Below are 16,593 nucleotides of genomic sequence, written 5' to 3'. Positions count from 1 at the left end.
TGGGCTGGTTGTTCACCAAACCCATTTCGATGCCATTTCTGAGGGGGCTGAATCAGCAGAATTTTTGGTCAAAACCAGGCGCATCGCCCTTGACCGCCTGGTTGATACTGACCATGGCACAGCCAATGCCAAACGAAAGAATGGAGAGCATGATCATCTTGTCGGTGTCACTCATGCCACCGGCCACAGCTTCCAGTTGCCGGTCACTCAGGGCTTGATTGGCGGCAGATTTGGAGGCTTCTTCAAAGTGCTGAGCCAGCTCGGTTTGATTGATTTCAAGACCATTTTGGGTAGCCGCAGCGGCAATCAGGGCGGCGGCTTGTGCGGCATCGTCGGTCGCCTGCACCTGAGCCAGCAAAGCCTTGTCTTGAGTCATGAGGGCTTGCAGAGCGTTGAGGGTTTTTTCGGATAAAGACATGAGGTTCTCCTGGAAGGTTGATTAAATTTGACGGGTTGTCGAAGAGTGAGTAACGGCTGGATCGAATGGGTTGCACTTTTTTTCGATATCGCTCAAAAAATGTCAGCAGAATTTTTTGTCGAGGTATTTGGCCGTGCCATCCGCATGGGCTCCACCAACGGCTTGGCCAATGCTGATCAGGGCACAGCCGATGCCCAGCGTGAAGACCGAGATCAAGGCCATGCGCCCGTCATCATTGATGCCACCGGCCACGGCTTCGAGCTGGCTGTCGCTCAAGGCCTGATGGGTGGCCGCTTTTGAAGCGGCTTCAAAATGGGCAGCCAGCTCGGCCTCACTGACGGAGATGCCGTTTTCTGCGGCAGCCTGGGCAATCAGGGCAGCGGCTTGGGTGGCATCGTTGGTGCCCTGCACGCGGGCCAGCAGGTCGGTGTTGTTGGCCACCAGTTGGTGCAGTTCGGCGAGGGTTTGGGCAGATAAAGACATGGGGGCTCCTTGGGGCTGAGAAGTGAATGAAGCAAGGAAGCTGCCTTCACAGCCCCCTTGCCGCATGAGTAACAGCCCGGTGCAAAAGGTTGCACCCGTGGGTGGGCCACAGCGCCTGTGTTTGGCTTGGTCTCACCCGCCCGATACAGCCACGGCTGGGCGATCCATATCGCGCAAAGCCGCGTCATGGCCTTCAACCGCCAATAGGCAGCAAACTCAGGTCGACCTCAAACTGCTTGATAACACTGGTGATTGCGCGACGCGTCCATGTCGCACTATTACCAACATTCCAGAAGGATATGCCGCTGCAATCGTAACCACCGACATCATTTGCGGGGGCGATCTGCCCCTTGACGCTGAATGGATTCCAATAATTGGAGTTGCTCCAGCGCCCGCAGCCAACGGCATCAAAATGCGAGGTTGTGCTCAATGTGATCTGAGCCTTGCTATTGGCGTTATTGTCTGACCCCAGATCCCACACGGCCATTCCGTTGATGATGGCCGTTGACTTCGACAGGTCTGGAATCGTGTCATAGCGCACGCTTTGGGGCAAGGCATGACATTGGGCCCCCGCCCAATTGAACACACTGCCGGTTCCGTCGCAATCCGTACTCGAATTGCCAGCGTAGGGGAATGCCTGCATGGCGGTGAAGCCCCAAGGGGCACCGGTCGTACTGCTCTGGGTCGTGTTATCGATGTATTTCCAAGAGGTCAGCGTATTGGTGACGGAATGGCTGAAGGAAACGCTGCCACCACCACTCACCTCGCCATTGCTTTTGGCGGCAACATTGAGCGACCAACCGGCGGAGTCTGTCACCGAGACTTGGCTATTGGCAGAGTGCGGCAGGTTGGCCAGCCACTGAATACCCGTGAGCAAAAGATCGGGGCCCGACCATACGGCAGGCAGCACCTGCATGTCGAAATAGGTCTGAGACCAGAACGCAGCATGGTTATCAGCCTGGGAAAGTAAGCCCGGATTCAGGTTGGCATCCATGCCCAGCGAAAGCACACGTGATTTCGGCCCGTTGACCGTCTCGTTGAGATAAAGCACTGGGTAGAAATTGATGACTTGACTGGGGCACTGGGGTGTTGAGTTTTTCGCACTGCTGCTGTCATAGGCCAAAGCCAGAATCGGGCGCGTCACAAAGGCATCGACATATTCCCAGTCATTGGTCAGACATTTTCCGTCGGCAGAAAAATCATTGATGATGCTCATGCGCGCCAGCGGTGTTTTTTTCACGAGTGAGCACAGATTGGTATCGACCGATGTACAGCTATCACCATTCGCGTCTGCGGACTGGGTTGCTGTGCGCGCCGGGTGCAGTTGGCGCAACTGGTCGAGCAAGGTATTGATAGCGGTGTTGGTCGCGCTCCAGGGCTCGCTGCGCGCATCTTTGCGCGAAATGTGCATGATGGCACCGTCTTGATACCCGTATCCGGCGCGCGGCGGAATCACCAGCGCCAGACCGGTGTAGCCGACATCCAGCAGGCCGGGCAAGAGCCGGTGCACAGCGCGCTCAAAGTTATCGTCCATGTGCATGATGAGAATGGGCACGCCGGCATCAAAGGCTTGGCGAAAGGCGTGGCTGGGTTCAGTGATGCTCAGCGGGTTTTCCAGCCGCGCGTCCAGCAGCAACACATCGCGCCCAGCCTCCAGCGTGGGCATCGCGCCGCTTCGAACCTGATTGAAGCGCGCCTCGATGGCCGAGCGCATCGCCATATCGACAGGCTTACCCACCACGACCAGTTGCTCCATGACCACAGCAGTGTTATTGGGCTGTGGCTGCCCGCCCCCGCAACCGCCAAGCAGCAGGAGCGATACACCCAGCCAAGCGGCCGTGATGCGCGTGCGATGGCGTGCGGCACGGCGGCCTCTGCGTGTGGGGTTGGCCGATAGGGGCTGGAGTGATGACAGCATGGGTTTTAGGTTCATTTTGCTGAATTCCGGTGATAAAAACTAACCGAATCGGGCAACACGCATTCGGCATGTTGATCCATCAAGGGGACAGCAATCCCGGCCCCTTGCCGCTTGAGTAACCGGCTGAGGCAAAAGGTTGCAAACCCAGACAGACGGCTTTTCAGGCTGGCCTCAGGCCCCCGACACGCTGAACTCGCCCACCGTGGTTTCGGCGTAGTAGTCCGTCCCGGCCAGTTGTGCGAACAGGTCGGAATCGCCGCCGCCCAGCGCACAAGGAGCCAGCCGCAAGGCGGTGGCCACCAGGTACAGCTGCTGGTACAGCGCCCCCACGTCTTTCAGAATCAGCGCGTAGGCGATGGACTGGTATTTCCAGCTGCTGCGCTGGAACCGGGCGGCCATGGTGATCAGCACATCCGGCGGCTGCGCGGTGCCGCTGGCCTGGCAGGCGGCTTGCAGCAGGCGCTGGTGAGCGGGGCCCAGCTCGGCCAAGTGTTCGAGTGCGTGGGCCAGCGGGTCGTAGTGGTAGAAGCCGGGGGCCAAACCTTCGCAACGCGACACTGTGAGGTACAGCTCCAGCGCATGCAGCGCCCCGCCACTGGCGCTGGGGCGCAGGGTGGTGGTACAGGCCCGCGCCTGCGCCGGATCTGGTTCATGAACGGTTTTGATGCGTGCCGCGTGGTACAGCAGCGCACTCAGCTGGGCCAGCCGCAAGGCTGTTGCCCCCGCCTGGGACTGCGAGCGGCGGGCCTCAATCACCTCAATGAATGGCCTGTTCAGGGGCTCCTGGGGTGGTTCCAGCGGGATACGCTGGGTGGACATGGGTGGCTTCACCGCAGGCAAGGGGCGCACCTGACGGGCCCAGCGAAAGCTCGCCCCCATCGGCGTGTCATGGCGGCCAGCGCGGCTGCGGCTATGGAACAGCAGGTCGTGAAACGCCCACTGCTGCAGTGAGGCGCTGCTGTCCTCGGGCAAGCTTCCTTCGCCATTCACAGCCATCGCCGCATGCGCGTTGTGCAGCAAGCTGATGAAGGCGGCCACCGTCGGCTCGTCCAGGCCTGGCTGTTCTGCTACCAGCTCGGCCACAGAGCGGACTTGGCTGAGCAGCGCCACCAAGCCCGCGGCGCGAGCGTCATGCAACACCAGCCGGGCGTGGCCCAGCGGGCACTCCACCACGGTGTCATGGCCTTCGCGGCGCAAACAGGCAAAGCGCGAGAGTTGGTAGCGCTGCGGGGTGGTGATGGGCTCAAAGCGGAAGGCCGCAGCCAGTGGCTCCAGGGATGCGAAGGCTTGTCCCTGGTGGGATACGGTGTAGCGCAGCAGGGCTTTGTTGGCGGCCAATGTCAGCAGGTAATACAGGCGGGCCAGATCGACCCCAGGCGCGTGGCGCAGCGCGGCCTCACACAGCGCATGGGCATGCAGGCCACCGCGGTTTAACAACGCCACAAGCTGGCGCTGGGCCGCGTTGGGCTGGCGCAGACGCAAGGTATTGCAGGCATAGGCATGCAGCACCAGGTCGTCGCCATCGGCTTCAAGGGTGACGCTGCTGGCCCAAGACAGGCCGTAGGACGGGGTGGGTGGGGTGGGTGGGGTGGGTGGGGTCAACATATCACCAGAAGGGCCTTTTTATGTATCCAATTAGCCTCTATAGCTTATGTAACAAGCGTAGATAGCTACATTATTTATAGCAATCAAAGCATCACTCAGAAAAACACCGGAATCGGGTTGAGTTCTTCTTCACGTAGGGGGCGTTGCAGCCAGCCCATCTTGACCGGCACGTCGTACAGCCGCCCCGGCGCAAAGCGCGCCCAGAAGTGGCGCAAGCCTGGCACGATGACCTTGACCACCGGCAGGCCGACATCGGCGCGGGTTTGATCCAACACCAGCAGTTCCAGGCCTTTTTGTTCCACGATGCGCTGGCACAACCGAATGTCTTCCAACAAGTCGCCACTGTGGCGCGGGGGAAAATCGCGGCGCTGTTTGGGCGGCACACGCTCGTCAGCCACCAGGTAAGGCTGGTTGGCCAGTGTGGCCTGGCTCAGCCAGGCTAGGGTTTCACCGTCGTGGATGCGGAGTTGCCCACCGCCGCCGCTGTAGGCCAGCCCCAGCATCTGGTTCAGCTCGGCAAACGCACGTTGCAAGGCGATGCGGGCATCCAGGTGGCAGCCCAGGCCGAGCAGGATGTGCTCGGGTGCGCCGCTGCTCACGCGTGACAGGGCAACAAAGGTGGGAATGCCCAGGTCACTGGTGATGTCCAGCACCCACAGTTCGCGCCCCAGCGCCTGGTACTGCGCGTGCAGATCCAGCAGGCCCGGCTCGGCAAAACTGGCCACCGCCACGCCGGTTTTTTTCAGGCGGTTGTACCACCACAGCGCCACCGCGTCGCGCTCCACCAGCTCCAGAAAACCCTGCAACACCGCTTCTTCCAGATGGTTGCCGGCCGCATTGCCGTTGGAGCAGGTACGGGCATAGCTGCGGTGGCTACCCGCCGCAGCCGGGGCGGCGTGGTACAGCAATTGGGTGGGCAGGTATTTGTGGCGCTGCTCGGTCAGTGACCAGACCGGAGACCAGTCGATGCGGGCATCGTCCGCCAGTGGCTCAGGCACGCCGTTAAAGCGCGATTGGCGCGCGTTCCACCACTCGCGCTGGGCGTATTGCCGGGCGCTGTAGCCCATCACCGCGTTGGGGTGAATGGCATCTGGCCCCAGCTCGCGGTAACTGGCCGTGCGGCGCACCTCCGCACCGGTGAATTCGCCCGAGTAGCGCTCCAGGGCTTCACACAGGGCACTCACCCTGGCCTGGATGGGGGTCATGCCTTTACCGCTGCTGGCGTTGCGCAGACTGTGCTTGAGCGAGGCCAGCCGCTCGATCCTGAAGGCGTGGTTGTGGCCAGCCACCACCACGTGGGCCATGGCCACCGGGCTGGGCACGGGGGTCAACTCGGTGACCACGCCGGTGATGGGGCTGACCAGGTGCTGGTAGTGCTGGAGGGTGTGTTCGGGCGCGGTGGCACGGTGGCCACCGTCCTGGGCAAACGTCACCGGGCGTGACACCAGTTGCAGCGCTGTGGGTACCGGCTGTGGCGCAGTGCCACACGCCGGGCAGTGCGGAAGGCGGCTCAACACGTGCACCTGGGTCTGCAGCGTGCGGCTGTCCTGGCTCAACACCCGGCCCTGCAAGCCGCTGTCGACCCCGGCCAGGTGCTTGACCACCGCCAAGGCAGCCAGTTGACACGCCATAGCGAGGTTGGCCGGGTGGCTGGCCACGGCCAGCGGCAGCGGCTCGGTCAGCCCCAGGCGATGGGCGACAAACTGGCTAGCGATCTGGTTACGTGCCAGGCGCTGCTGCAGGCAATGGTGGCAGCCCGTCTGACCCGGCACATAGAGTGGCCCCACCCAGGTGCTCAACCCCAAGGGTCTGAGCAGCAACCAGGGGCGCTGGGCTTGCAGCGCGGCGGTGTTGTGGTGGGCTAGGTCGGTGCGCAGGTAGTCGTCGGTGAGCAGCACCTCCAGGTCGACGTGTGTGTCTTGGGTCGTCAGCTGCACACCCAGGGCCTGCAAGGCCTGGTGCATAGGCCAGGTGTCCACCTGGCCCACGCTGCGCACCCTTACCCGCTTGGTCTGCAAGGCTTGCAGCGCAGTTTCTGGTGCGCAGCCTTGCCCGTGCCAGAAAGCGGCGGTGGCGGGGTCGATGTGGGGCGTGGCCTGGGCGATGTGGCCGTTTTTTTCCAGCAGCATCAAGGCGTAATACACCTGCGCGGCATCCGCCTGCTGCGCCAGCGCGGCCACGATGTCATCGGCACTGCGCTGCCCGTCCAGCAGCGGCACCAATTGCTCGTAGAGTCGGCCATGCAAGGCGCTGGCCGTGTCTTCGCAGAGCAGCAACACGCCTTCGCCAGGAACGATATTCACCCGCAGGTGGGCTTTGAACTTGGGGAACTGGATCATCTTCTGTATCTGCTGGTAAGTCGCCATCAGGCCTGCTGCCATGTGCTCAGGTGGAGCCTGGCAACTCATATAACAAATCAGCCCCTAGCACTTGTTAATACTGCGCAAGAAGCTATCAAATAAGAAGCAAAATAGGCTTGCAGACGGGTGTGGATGCCACCTGGCGGCGCCTCGCCCTGCCCACAGATCAATTGCGGCTCTTGTCCGCCCACTTCACGTGGTAGGGGTCGTCGCTGATGCAAAGAATGGTGCACAGGCAGATGCCGCCGCTGACACGATCCAGGCTGTCATCAGACAGCTCGGTGGGTTTGGGGGGCAGCACCAGGTGAAACACCTTATCGGTGTTTTCCAGCACTTTGACCGTCAGGCCCGCGGGCAGCTCCAGCCCTTCGGCCTTGAGCACGGCCACCGGGTCGGCCAGCAGGCGTTGTTTGAAGGATTCGTCAGCCCAGGCTTTGGCGACGAGTTGGCTCATTGGGGGGGTGTGATCGTTGGTGTTCATGAGGTTTCCTTGAGGCAGCAGGTCAGGGATTGACCTTGTGCGCGGGGTGAGTAACCGTTTGGGCCAATAGGTTCCACGGTCGGCCAAGCTGCGTTTCAGTCATAGGCCCCCGCCGCACGGGCCGCAGCCTCGTACACCTTGGGCAGACGCATGCCGCGCTGGTGGAGTCGTTGGGTGTGCATGGCCACCCCAAAGGCCTGGCCCTCCTTGACCGGCAGGTCCTTGGCCAACTGGCCTTGCAACAGGGCAACCGTCAGGCGGCCTGCCGTCTGCCCTTGTTCCTGCGGTGAAGAAGAGATGGCCAAAGCCCCACCGTCGGCCACAAAACCGTCTTTGACCGCCATGGTCAAGGCGGGGCTATGGGCTTCGGTCCAGGTCATCACCTCGGCCGGGGGCACCACCTTGGTCTGCCCGGGCTCACGCTCCACACCCCGGTAGCCGGTGATAAACAGCACATCGGCCTGAGCCCCCAAGACGTTCACCTGGGCCTGCCATTCGGGGAAATTCCCGGCTTGCCGGCAAGGCAGCACGGTGTGGGGAGACCAGTCGTAGTGCGCCACCTGGCGGGCCTCGGCCATGGCGACACCGCGGGCATCCCCCAGGCAGGCTATCGTCAGCGGCTTGCCCCGCCCGAGATCGTTCATGGCTTCATGCAAGGCCAGCAAGGGCAAGCGCTTCAAAATACCGGTGGTGTTGTTGGCGGTGTCAAAGCCATGGTCAGAGGGCTGCTGGCTGATGCCGGCAAACACAATTTTTATAGCCGGCCGGTTCAGCAGCTTCGGTGTGACCAGCTCAGCTGCCAGGTCACCAAAAACCACCAGCACGTCAGGCTCAAAAGTCTCGACCGCACGCAGGGCCGATGCCGCTGCGGTGGCTTTGTGCTGGTCATTGGGCGCGCCCAGCAAGCCCAGGTAGTGCATACGGGTTTGCAGCGAACGCGGGTAGGTTTTCAGCACACTCAGGTAACTGGTGTTGAAGCCTTTCACCCAGCTGAAGTTTTCGTCATAACTGTGCACCACCAGAATACGCGGGATGGTGTGGTTGTAATAAATCGACAACACCAGGGACAACAGCAAAAAGACGCTGATCAGCACCACTTTGGAGGTTTTTCTCATATCAGATCCAGCGCGTCCCAGTAGGGAATGGACACCCACACCGCCACCACACGCAAGGCGCATGAAGCCAGATTGAACTTCAAAAACAAGGGCTCATTAAACAGAGTGGACACACCACTGACCGAGCGCAACTGGCTATAGGCGCTGCTTTGGTAAGGAAAAAACCAGAGGTCGGAAAACATGGCCGCCAGAAAGCCGATCAGCCAGGGGTTGATGCCGGTGGCTTCGGCCAAGGGCATGAACAGAATGGCCGACACCACCATACCGGCCGTGATCGGCAGCGCCAGGCGAATGATCAGCACCACCACCAGCTCCAGCCATACCAGACGCAGCACATCCTGCTGCAGCAGGGCGGCCAGACTATCCATCCACGGGGTGACCTGCTCCACCAGGTGCAAGTACTCCATGGTGCCGGTGAGGCCTTGCAGTGACAGCAGGAAAAAAACCATTGGCCAGTCCACATAATTCTGGAAACTCTTTTTACTGACCAGACCGTAAAACAACAAAGCCACCAACACAAAACCGGCCACCCAGGGCAGCGAAATGTGGTGCCAGCTGACCCCGGTGGCCCCCAGCAGGAACACCCCCAGCGCCCCCAGCACAAACAACTCGTCGCGCTCCATCGGGCCCAGCAATTGGAGCTGCTGGCGCACCTGGGCTTTGGAGGCTGGCAACACCTGACCGGGGCCAAAAAACACCCGATCCAGCACAAAGTGCCCGACCGTGACCACCAGCGCACAGACGATGGCCGCCAGAAACCAGAAGAAGCCCTGAAACTCTTCTTGCAACTGCGCTGGCAGCATGGCAAACACAATCAGATTGGCACTTTTGCTGGTGAGAAACATCGGCGACATGTTCATGGAACCGGCCAACGTGGCCGCCGCCAGGCGGGTGTGATCCAGACCACCGGACTGGACTCCATCCGTGCTGCAAAAATCACGGTAAAGCGGGGCCAGCAAACTCAGGCGGGCATTGCCCGAGGGCATGATGGGCGACAGCGCGTAGCCCGAAGCCAGCAGCGCAAAGCCGTGCCAGAACGGCGTGTCAGGCAGGTGCAGGCGCATCCACAGGATGAAGCGGTAGGACAGGCCCGAAGCCACCAGCACGCCCCCCAGCACATAGACCCCGACAAACAGAATCAGCCCGCTGGAGGCAAAGCCGGAGAGCACCACCTTGGCCGGTGCCAGGTCTACCAGCAACATGGCCGTCATGGCAAACAGCGGGGGCACAAACTCGTCCACAATGGAAAACATCCACATCGACACCGTGGCCGCCAGAATGGCCAGGAACAGCGTGTTCTGGATCGCCCAGCCTTGCCACAGGCCCGCAGCCAACAACAATGCGGGCCACAGCAGGGTGCAAGCCCAGCCCCACACCTCGCGTGGTGGTGTGGCGGCAGGCCCACTGCGGGGTTTGACCGGCAGCACCGGCAGGGTGACACCACCAACGCTGCACAGCAGTGCATCCTGGGCTTTTCTGGCCAGATCAGGGGTATCCCCCAGCACCTCTTGCAAGGCCCGCCGGGGCAAGACCAGCAGGCAACTGTCAGTCAATGCCACCGCACTGCGGCAATACAGCGCCTGCCCGGCCAGCGCCTCTTCGCCCACCGACAGGGCCTGGCCACGCACCGCGTCGCCGAAAGACCACAGCACCAGTGAACCCTGCAGCACCAACCACAGATCGGTCGCCGGTGCGCCCGAGGTGACTACGGTTTGCCCGGCGGCCACCTGCACCACCCGGGCCGCGCCCAACAAGCGGGCATGGGCGCGCCCGGGCAATCCGGCCAACAAGGGTTCGTGCAACAAGCGCTCGGCAAGTTCGGTGGGAGAGGGTTCCATTGGCATGGTCAGCTTGGGCCAGGTTCAGGGTTTGCTGAACCATTGGCGTAGCACCCAGTCACGGGTCTGCTGATCGGGTCCCGTGGGTGGCCTCTGAAAGATACCGGCGTTGGGAGGTGTCCGGTTGATCAGGTTGATGGTGTAGGTGGCACCGCCCACAACATCGGCCAATTGGGCTTCGGTGAGTGCCGCATCGGATGTGGGCGTTGTTGTGAGTTGGGGGTCTGAAGTTTTCATGGTTTTCTCCTGGGGTTATGAGTCACGTCTGCATGGCATGGGTCACCGATGCGCTCAAAAGCTTGCCGCACGGTGCAAATTTATTTCAGGGTTTCAAACTGGCCGTTATGCACCACCTTCAAACCGATGGGCTTGTCAGGAATGTCGCCCTTGTCATCAAAGGTAAATTCCCCGGTGGCCCCATGCCAGCCGCGTGTGGCATGCAAGGCTTTGGCAATCTGTTCGGGTTGTGTGCTGTTGGCCTGTTGGATGGCCTGGGCAATCACATGCACCGCGTCGTAGCCACGGGCATGGTTGGTGCGTGGTGGCGTGTGGTATTTCTGGGTGTACAAGGCATAGAAGCGGCTGTAGGCCGGGCGACTGGGGTCGTCCACAAAGGTTTCAGGCAACACCACACCTTCAGCCGCCACACCTGCATCGGTGATGAATTGGGCGGTGTCAAGCCCGTCGCCACTGACGATGGGGGCAGTGAAACCCATTTTGCGGGCCTGCGCCACAAAGGCCGCACCCTCGGGCATGCTGGCGGCCAGAAACAGCGCATCAAAGTGGTACAGATCGTTCCAGTTCTGGATGGTGCTGCTGAAATCCTGTGCCCCTTTGGGGAAGGAACGGCGATCCACCACCGTCAGGCTCAGATCTTTGGCATGTTGCTCAAAATAATTGGCCATGTCCTGGCTGGCTTTGGCCTTGACGTAAAAGATGGCCACGCGCCGGTAGCCTTTTTGCGCCATGTAACTGGCCATCTGGATGCCTATGCTGCGGTTGCTGGGGGAGGTGCGAAACACCAGGTCATAGCCCTGATCATGAAGCTGGTAGCTGGATGCACCCGGTGTCAGGTACACCAGACCTGCGGCCTGGTAGGTGGCTGCCGCAGGCAGGGCGACATAAGAGTTCTGATGGCCAATCACCGCCACCATGTCCGGGTTTTCAGCAAACTGCTGGGCAATTTTTCGCCCTTTGGCCAAGGACGATTCATCGTCTTCCTTGACGATCCTGATCTTGCGGTGAAGCACACCGCCGCGGGCATTGATTTCATCCACCGCCAGCTCGATGCCGTTCCACAATTGGCCTTTGGCCCCCTCCCACGCCCAGGCCGCACCAATCACAATGTCACCGGTGGCGTTTTGGGCCCGCAAGGCGCGGGCTTGCCTGGGGGTGTCGGCCGAGGAGCAGGCCACCACCGTCAGCGCACACACGCTCAGAATAAATAGTCGCCAAGTGTTCACAACATTCTCCAAAACTAAACAATTTGCCGACGTACCAGGTCAGCGAACAGGCCGTTGCAACTCATCAGCTCGTCATAGCTGCCGGTTTGCACCAACTGGCCTTGGTCGAGCACAAAAATCCGGTCGGCATTGACGATGGTGCTCAAGCGATGGGCAATCACGATGCGGGTGGCACGCAACTGCTCCAAGCTGCTGCTGACCAGCTCCTGCGCACGGTTGTCCAGGGCACTGGTGGCCTCGTCAAACAACAGGATGCGGGGCCGGTTGACGATGGCGCGGGCAATCAGCAAACGCTGGCGCTGCCCGCCCGAGAGCGTGCCGCCGCCGTCGCTGACCACGGTGTGCATGCCCATGGGCATGGCGCGAATGTCGTCCGCCATACCGGCCTGGGTGGCGGCTTCCCACGCATCGTCCAGCGTCAGCGTCGCGGCCGAGCCCAGGATGTTGGTGAAGATGTCGCCCGACATCAGCTGGCCGTTTTGCAGCACCACGCCCAATTGGCGGCGCAGTGCGCCAATGTCCAGGCCAGAGATGTCTTGCTGGTCGTAGTAGATGGCCCCCGAACTGGCCTGCTCAAAGCCCAGCAACAAGCGCAGCAGGGTGGACTTGCCCGAGCCTGAGGCACCCACAATGGCGACAAATTCACCGGACTTGATGTGCATCGACACATCGTTGAGGATGGTCGGGCCATCGGCGCTGTAGCTGAATGACAGGTGGGCAATTTCAATGTCGCCCGTCAATGTGCCGGGGTGGGCTTTGTCACCGGTGACTTCTGGCAAGGCCTGCAGAATCGGTTTGGAACGCTCGTACATCGGGATGATGTCCAGCACCGCCGTGATGGCCGCAGTGGTGCCCAGCATGGCCCCCAGAAAACCACCAAACGCCGCATTGAAAGCCAGGAACGAGCCGGTGGAAAAGTTGGCTTTGTCGCCCAGGTAAAACGCCACCACGCCATAGATACAGATGTTGGCGGCCACCGGAAACACCGCGTTGAACACGCCCAGTGTGTTGCGCACCATGGTGGCTTTGAACTGGTGCTCCTGCTGGCTGGCAAACAGCATGGCCCAGTTGTAGAAGGCGCGCCCCTCGGCCCCGGTGGTGCGCAATTTGGCAATACCGCCGAGCAGCTGGAACAACAAGCCGGAAATGCGCCCTTCAATGTCGGCCAGTTGACGCTCATGGCGCAGACGGATCAGGCTGGTGCTGGTGGTGACCACAATGGCCACCGCCACCAGGGCCAGGGCCAGCAGCGCCAGGCTCAGGTTGTAGTAAAACAGCAACCCCAGATTGAAGATGGAAAACACCACCGCCATCAGCGTGTGCATCACCTGGCCCGAGAGCATCTGGCGAATGGCGTTGATGCCGTTGGCCCGCACCGCCAGGTCACCGGCAGAGTAGCTGCGAAAAAACGCGGTCGGCAGGCTCAGCAGGCGATCCCAGACGGCAGACTGAATGATGTAATCCATCTTGCCTTCGGCCCGCAGCAGGGCCACACCGCGCGTGACTTCAAACATGGCCGTGGCCAGCAAGCCCGCCACCAGGGCCATGCTGAGTTGCAGCAACTGGCTGCGGTCTGAGGCCGGAATCACCACGTCAAACAGCATGCCGGTGGCCATCGGGGTCACCATGCCGAGCAAGCCCACCGCAGCGCCCATCAACAAAGCCGTGCTGTAGTCACGCACACAACCCTGGCTGCCAAAACGAATCATCTCCCACAGGCTGATGGCCGTGCCCGCAAACGAGCGGTAAAACGCGTGGGCAAAGGGGCTCAAACTGGCTGCAATACCAGCCGTGACAACAGTGATCGTGCCGCGCTCGGGGTCATGCAGCTCATAGCCTTTGCCCACCTGAATCAGCGCCACCGGACGCAGCCCGTCTTCCAGCGTGGCCAGCAGGTGGCCCTGGTCTTGCCGCCACCAGTCTCCCTTCAGGGCGACCTGGCGTTTGCGTACCCTTGATGCGTCCACAATATCGGCCAGCGCATCCCGCTTGACGGCACTGGGCGTGTCGGCTTGCGCCGGTGCCACAAAGTCAATGGCGCTGGCTTGGCCCACCGCCTGGCAAGCCGCCAGCAACGCCGAACGCTGGCGGGTCATGTGTACGCCAGTTGGTGCCTGTGGGTCCAGAATGGCCGACAAACGCTGCATGGCCGCCTGGATGTTTTGCTGCTCACGGGCCTCTTTTTGGCGCATGCGCTGCTGCTCCACGGCTTGTGTGGCATGGCGCTGCGCAATCAGCCGCTCCAGCAGTTGTGCGTGCAACCCGTCCATGTCATCCCAGCTGGACACGGTTTGCATCAGACTACGCCGGGCTTGGGTCGGCAAGGGACCGTCGGCACAAAGGCTGAGTTGCGCCAACCAATGAGTCAACCAGGCCACACTTTGTTGCGGGCTCTCTGCATGTTGGTGAAGTTGCGCCATCAATCGCTCACGCGGCAAGGCCAGCAAGCGGGTGTCTGGCAGACCTACGGCGACCAGGCCCCAGTTTTCACCGGCGGACGCGGGCATGCCTGGCAGCAAGGCATCCGCCTCCAGTCGAAACAGGGGGTGCAGCGCACCGCAGGGTTGGCCGCCTTCGATGCGGGTCAAAAACACGTCAACCTTGCCGTGCTCAAGCAGCCAAAGGCGGTCGATGCCATGGAGCCACAGAGGATGACCGGTGCGTGCCTGGCAGGCCAGCCCGTCGGCCTGGAAAACGCTGTGCAACGTTGCGGGGAGTTGAGACATCACGCGGCTCTCATCAGAGTGGCGTACAGGCCATCGGTGTCGCGCATGTCTTCATGGCTGCCACGCTGGACGACTTTGCCTTTGTCGAGCACGATGATTTCGTCGCAGTCGCGGATCGTGCTCAGGCGGTGCGCCACGATCAGGCAAGTGCAGCCACGGCGGCGCAGATGGTCATCGACCTGCATTTCGGTGATCGGGTCGAGTGCGCTGGTGGCCTCGTCCAGCACCAGGATGCGTGGATTGATGGCCAGGGCACGGGCGATTTCGACCCGTTGCTTCTGGCCGCCGCTGAAATTGCCACCGCCCTCTTGGACCATGCTGTCATAACCGCCGTCGCGTGTGGCAATGGCCTCGTGGATGCAGGCATCTTTGGCGGCTTGCACCACTTGGGCTTCCGGCAGGGTGGTGTCCCACATGCTCAGGTTGTCGCGCAGGCTACCCTCAAACAGGGTGATCTCCTGGCTCACCATGGCCAGGGATTGCAGCAAGACCTGGCGATCCACCGCGTTGCGGGGTTTTCCGTCAAACAAAATTTCTCCTGACCAGGGTTCATGCAAGCCCGCCACGAGTTTCGAAATGGTCGACTTGCCGCAACCCGAAGAGCCGACCAGGGCCACACGCTCACCGGGTTTAAGCACCAGGTTGAAGTTCTCGATCAGCGGGGCTTCGAGCTTGCTGTAGCCGAAGGTCACGTTGCGCAGTTCCACATGCCCCTCCAGTTGCCCTGCGGGGGCCTGGCCTGATGTTGGGGGCTGGGCGGTGGTGTCAAGCCGCGGGTCACTGCGGTATTGCAAGACATCGTCCAGACGGTTCATGTCACCCTGCACTTCCTGAATTTTTTTACCCATCGACACCAGTTGGTTGATCGGGTCAATGAAGCTGGCCATCAGGCTCTGGAACGCCACCAACATGCCCATGGTCAGGGCGCCGTCCATCACCCGCAAGCCGCCCAAGGACAAAATCAAGGTGGTGTTGAGTGCGGTCAGCAAAGGCGGCACGGTCATCATGGCCACGCCGACTGAGCCAGCCCGTTGCTGGCCGTTCATCACCTTGGTCTGGTAGCCCGACCATTTGGTGAAAAAGTCAGCCTCCATGCCCGAGGCTTTGATGCTCTCCATCATCTGCAAGCCGTTCATCGAGGTGCCCAGCAGTTTGCCGCTGTCATTGGCCAGCTTTTGCGTGATGTCCACCGTCTTGCGTGTCATCAGCCGCAAGAACAGGATGTTGAGCGCCGCAATGGCCACGCCCACCAGGGTCAGCACCAGGTCGTAGGAGAGCATCAGGGCCGCATAAAAAATCACCATCACCACATTGAGCACGGTGGTGGCCAGATCGCCGGTGAGCAACTCGGCCACGCGGTTGTTGATGCCGACCCGCGAGCTGATGTCGCCCGGAGAGCGCTGGCTGTAAAACAGCACCGGCAGGCGCAACACATGCCACAGGAATTTGCTGGAGGTGGACAGCGCCAGCTTGGTCTGAAACCGGGTCAGGTAGTAACTTTGCAGCCAGGTCAACACCCCACGCACAATGGCGGTGAACAGCATGCCCAGCAGCACCGGTTTGATCCAGGAGTCCATGCGCCCGATCAAATACTCGTCGATGAAGGTTTTGGTGAATACCGGCAACACCAGGCCCGGAATCACCAGCGCCAGCCCGGCCAGGATCAGATAGGTCAAAGCGGGCTCAGACAGCGGCAGGCGTGAGCGCAGGCTGGCCAGCATGCTGCGTGCTTGTCCGCTGGGCTGGAAGTCGGAGCCGGGTTCGATGGTCAGCACCACGCCGGTGAAGGACTGGTCAAACTCGTCCTCGGTGACGGTGCGTGGGCCGCTGGCCGGGTCGTTGAGAAAGACCCTACCTTTTTGAAACCCTTCAACCACCAGAAAGTGGTTGAAATTCCAGAACACGATGACCGGCAGGGTCATGGTTTTCAGGTCGCCTGGCTCCTTGCGGTAGCCTTTGGCAGTAAAGCCGTAGGTGCGGGCGGCTTTCACCACGTTGCTGGCTTTGCTGCCATCACGCGAGACGCCGCAGCTCTCGCGCAACTCTTCCAGCGTCACATATTTGCCGTGATAAGCCATGACGATGGCCAGTGCGGCCGCGCCGCACTCCACTGCCTCCATTTGCAGAATCGTGGGTGTGCGCACACGGCGCTGGTCAGGAGTCGCCCCTGGTATGTTGCGGCTCAC

General features: G+C 61.3%; 12 protein-coding genes. All 12 read right to left on the bottom strand.

All coding sequences use genetic code 11. The annotated features are described in order from the left end of the window. Positions 1–52: 52 nt before the first annotated feature. Positions 53–418 (bottom strand): hypothetical protein, encoded by a 366-nt coding sequence (locus tag LDN84_RS01980; protein WP_223907401.1) that lies wholly within the window; start codon positions 416–418, stop codon positions 53–55. Between the two features lie 102 nt (positions 419–520). Beyond that, positions 521–901: a hypothetical protein gene (locus LDN84_RS01975; RefSeq protein ID WP_223907397.1), complete on the bottom strand. Its 381-nt coding sequence runs from the start codon at positions 899–901 to the stop codon at positions 521–523. A gap of 193 nt (positions 902–1,094) precedes the next feature. Further along, positions 1,095–2,834, bottom strand: coding sequence for a hypothetical protein (locus tag LDN84_RS01970; protein WP_223907394.1), 1,740 nt, complete (start codon positions 2,832–2,834; stop codon positions 1,095–1,097). 156 nt (positions 2,835–2,990) lie between these two features. Further along, the gene (locus LDN84_RS01965; RefSeq protein WP_223907391.1) at positions 2,991–4,424 is read right to left on the bottom strand and encodes a SagB/ThcOx family dehydrogenase; all 1,434 of its coding nucleotides are present in this window, start codon (positions 4,422–4,424) and stop codon (positions 2,991–2,993) included. A gap of 95 nt (positions 4,425–4,519) precedes the next feature. After that, complete coding sequence (locus LDN84_RS01960) at positions 4,520–6,790, bottom strand: TOMM precursor leader peptide-binding protein (RefSeq protein WP_223907388.1); 2,271 nt, start codon at positions 6,788–6,790, stop codon at positions 4,520–4,522. A gap of 160 nt (positions 6,791–6,950) precedes the next feature. After that, the gene (locus tag LDN84_RS01955; protein ID WP_223907385.1) at positions 6,951–7,265 is read right to left on the bottom strand and encodes an NHLP leader peptide family RiPP precursor; all 315 of its coding nucleotides are present in this window, start codon (positions 7,263–7,265) and stop codon (positions 6,951–6,953) included. Positions 7,266–7,360: 95 nt separating this feature from the next. Then, entirely contained in the window at positions 7,361–8,380 is a 1,020-nt protein-coding gene (locus LDN84_RS01950) for a hypothetical protein (protein ID WP_223907382.1), read from the bottom strand. After that, entirely contained in the window at positions 8,377–10,224 is a 1,848-nt protein-coding gene (locus LDN84_RS01945; protein ID WP_223907379.1) for an SLC13 family permease, read from the bottom strand. The genes LDN84_RS01950 and LDN84_RS01945 overlap by 4 nt, the downstream gene beginning before the upstream one ends. Positions 10,225–10,242: 18 nt before the next feature. Then, positions 10,243–10,455: a hypothetical protein gene (locus LDN84_RS01940; protein ID WP_223907376.1), complete on the bottom strand. Its 213-nt coding sequence runs from the start codon at positions 10,453–10,455 to the stop codon at positions 10,243–10,245. A gap of 80 nt (positions 10,456–10,535) precedes the next feature. Beyond that, positions 10,536–11,681, bottom strand: a complete 1,146-nt coding sequence (locus LDN84_RS01935; protein ID WP_223907373.1) for an ABC transporter substrate-binding protein — start codon at positions 11,679–11,681, stop codon at positions 10,536–10,538. A 14-nt stretch (positions 11,682–11,695) separates the two neighbouring features. Beyond that, positions 11,696–14,407, bottom strand: coding sequence for an NHLP bacteriocin export ABC transporter permease/ATPase subunit (locus tag LDN84_RS01930; RefSeq protein ID WP_223907370.1), 2,712 nt, complete (start codon positions 14,405–14,407; stop codon positions 11,696–11,698). Continuing rightward, positions 14,407–16,593: an NHLP family bacteriocin export ABC transporter peptidase/permease/ATPase subunit gene (locus tag LDN84_RS01925; RefSeq protein ID WP_223907367.1), complete on the bottom strand. Its 2,187-nt coding sequence runs from the start codon at positions 16,591–16,593 to the stop codon at positions 14,407–14,409. The genes LDN84_RS01930 and LDN84_RS01925 overlap by 1 nt, the downstream gene beginning before the upstream one ends.

It is taken from the genome of Rhodoferax lithotrophicus (assembly GCF_019973615.1).
GTDB lineage: Bacteria > Pseudomonadota > Gammaproteobacteria > Burkholderiales > Burkholderiaceae_C > Rhodoferax > Rhodoferax lithotrophicus.
Note: the sequence above shows the minus strand (reverse complement) of the source record. Positions and strands in the feature narration are given on the sequence as shown.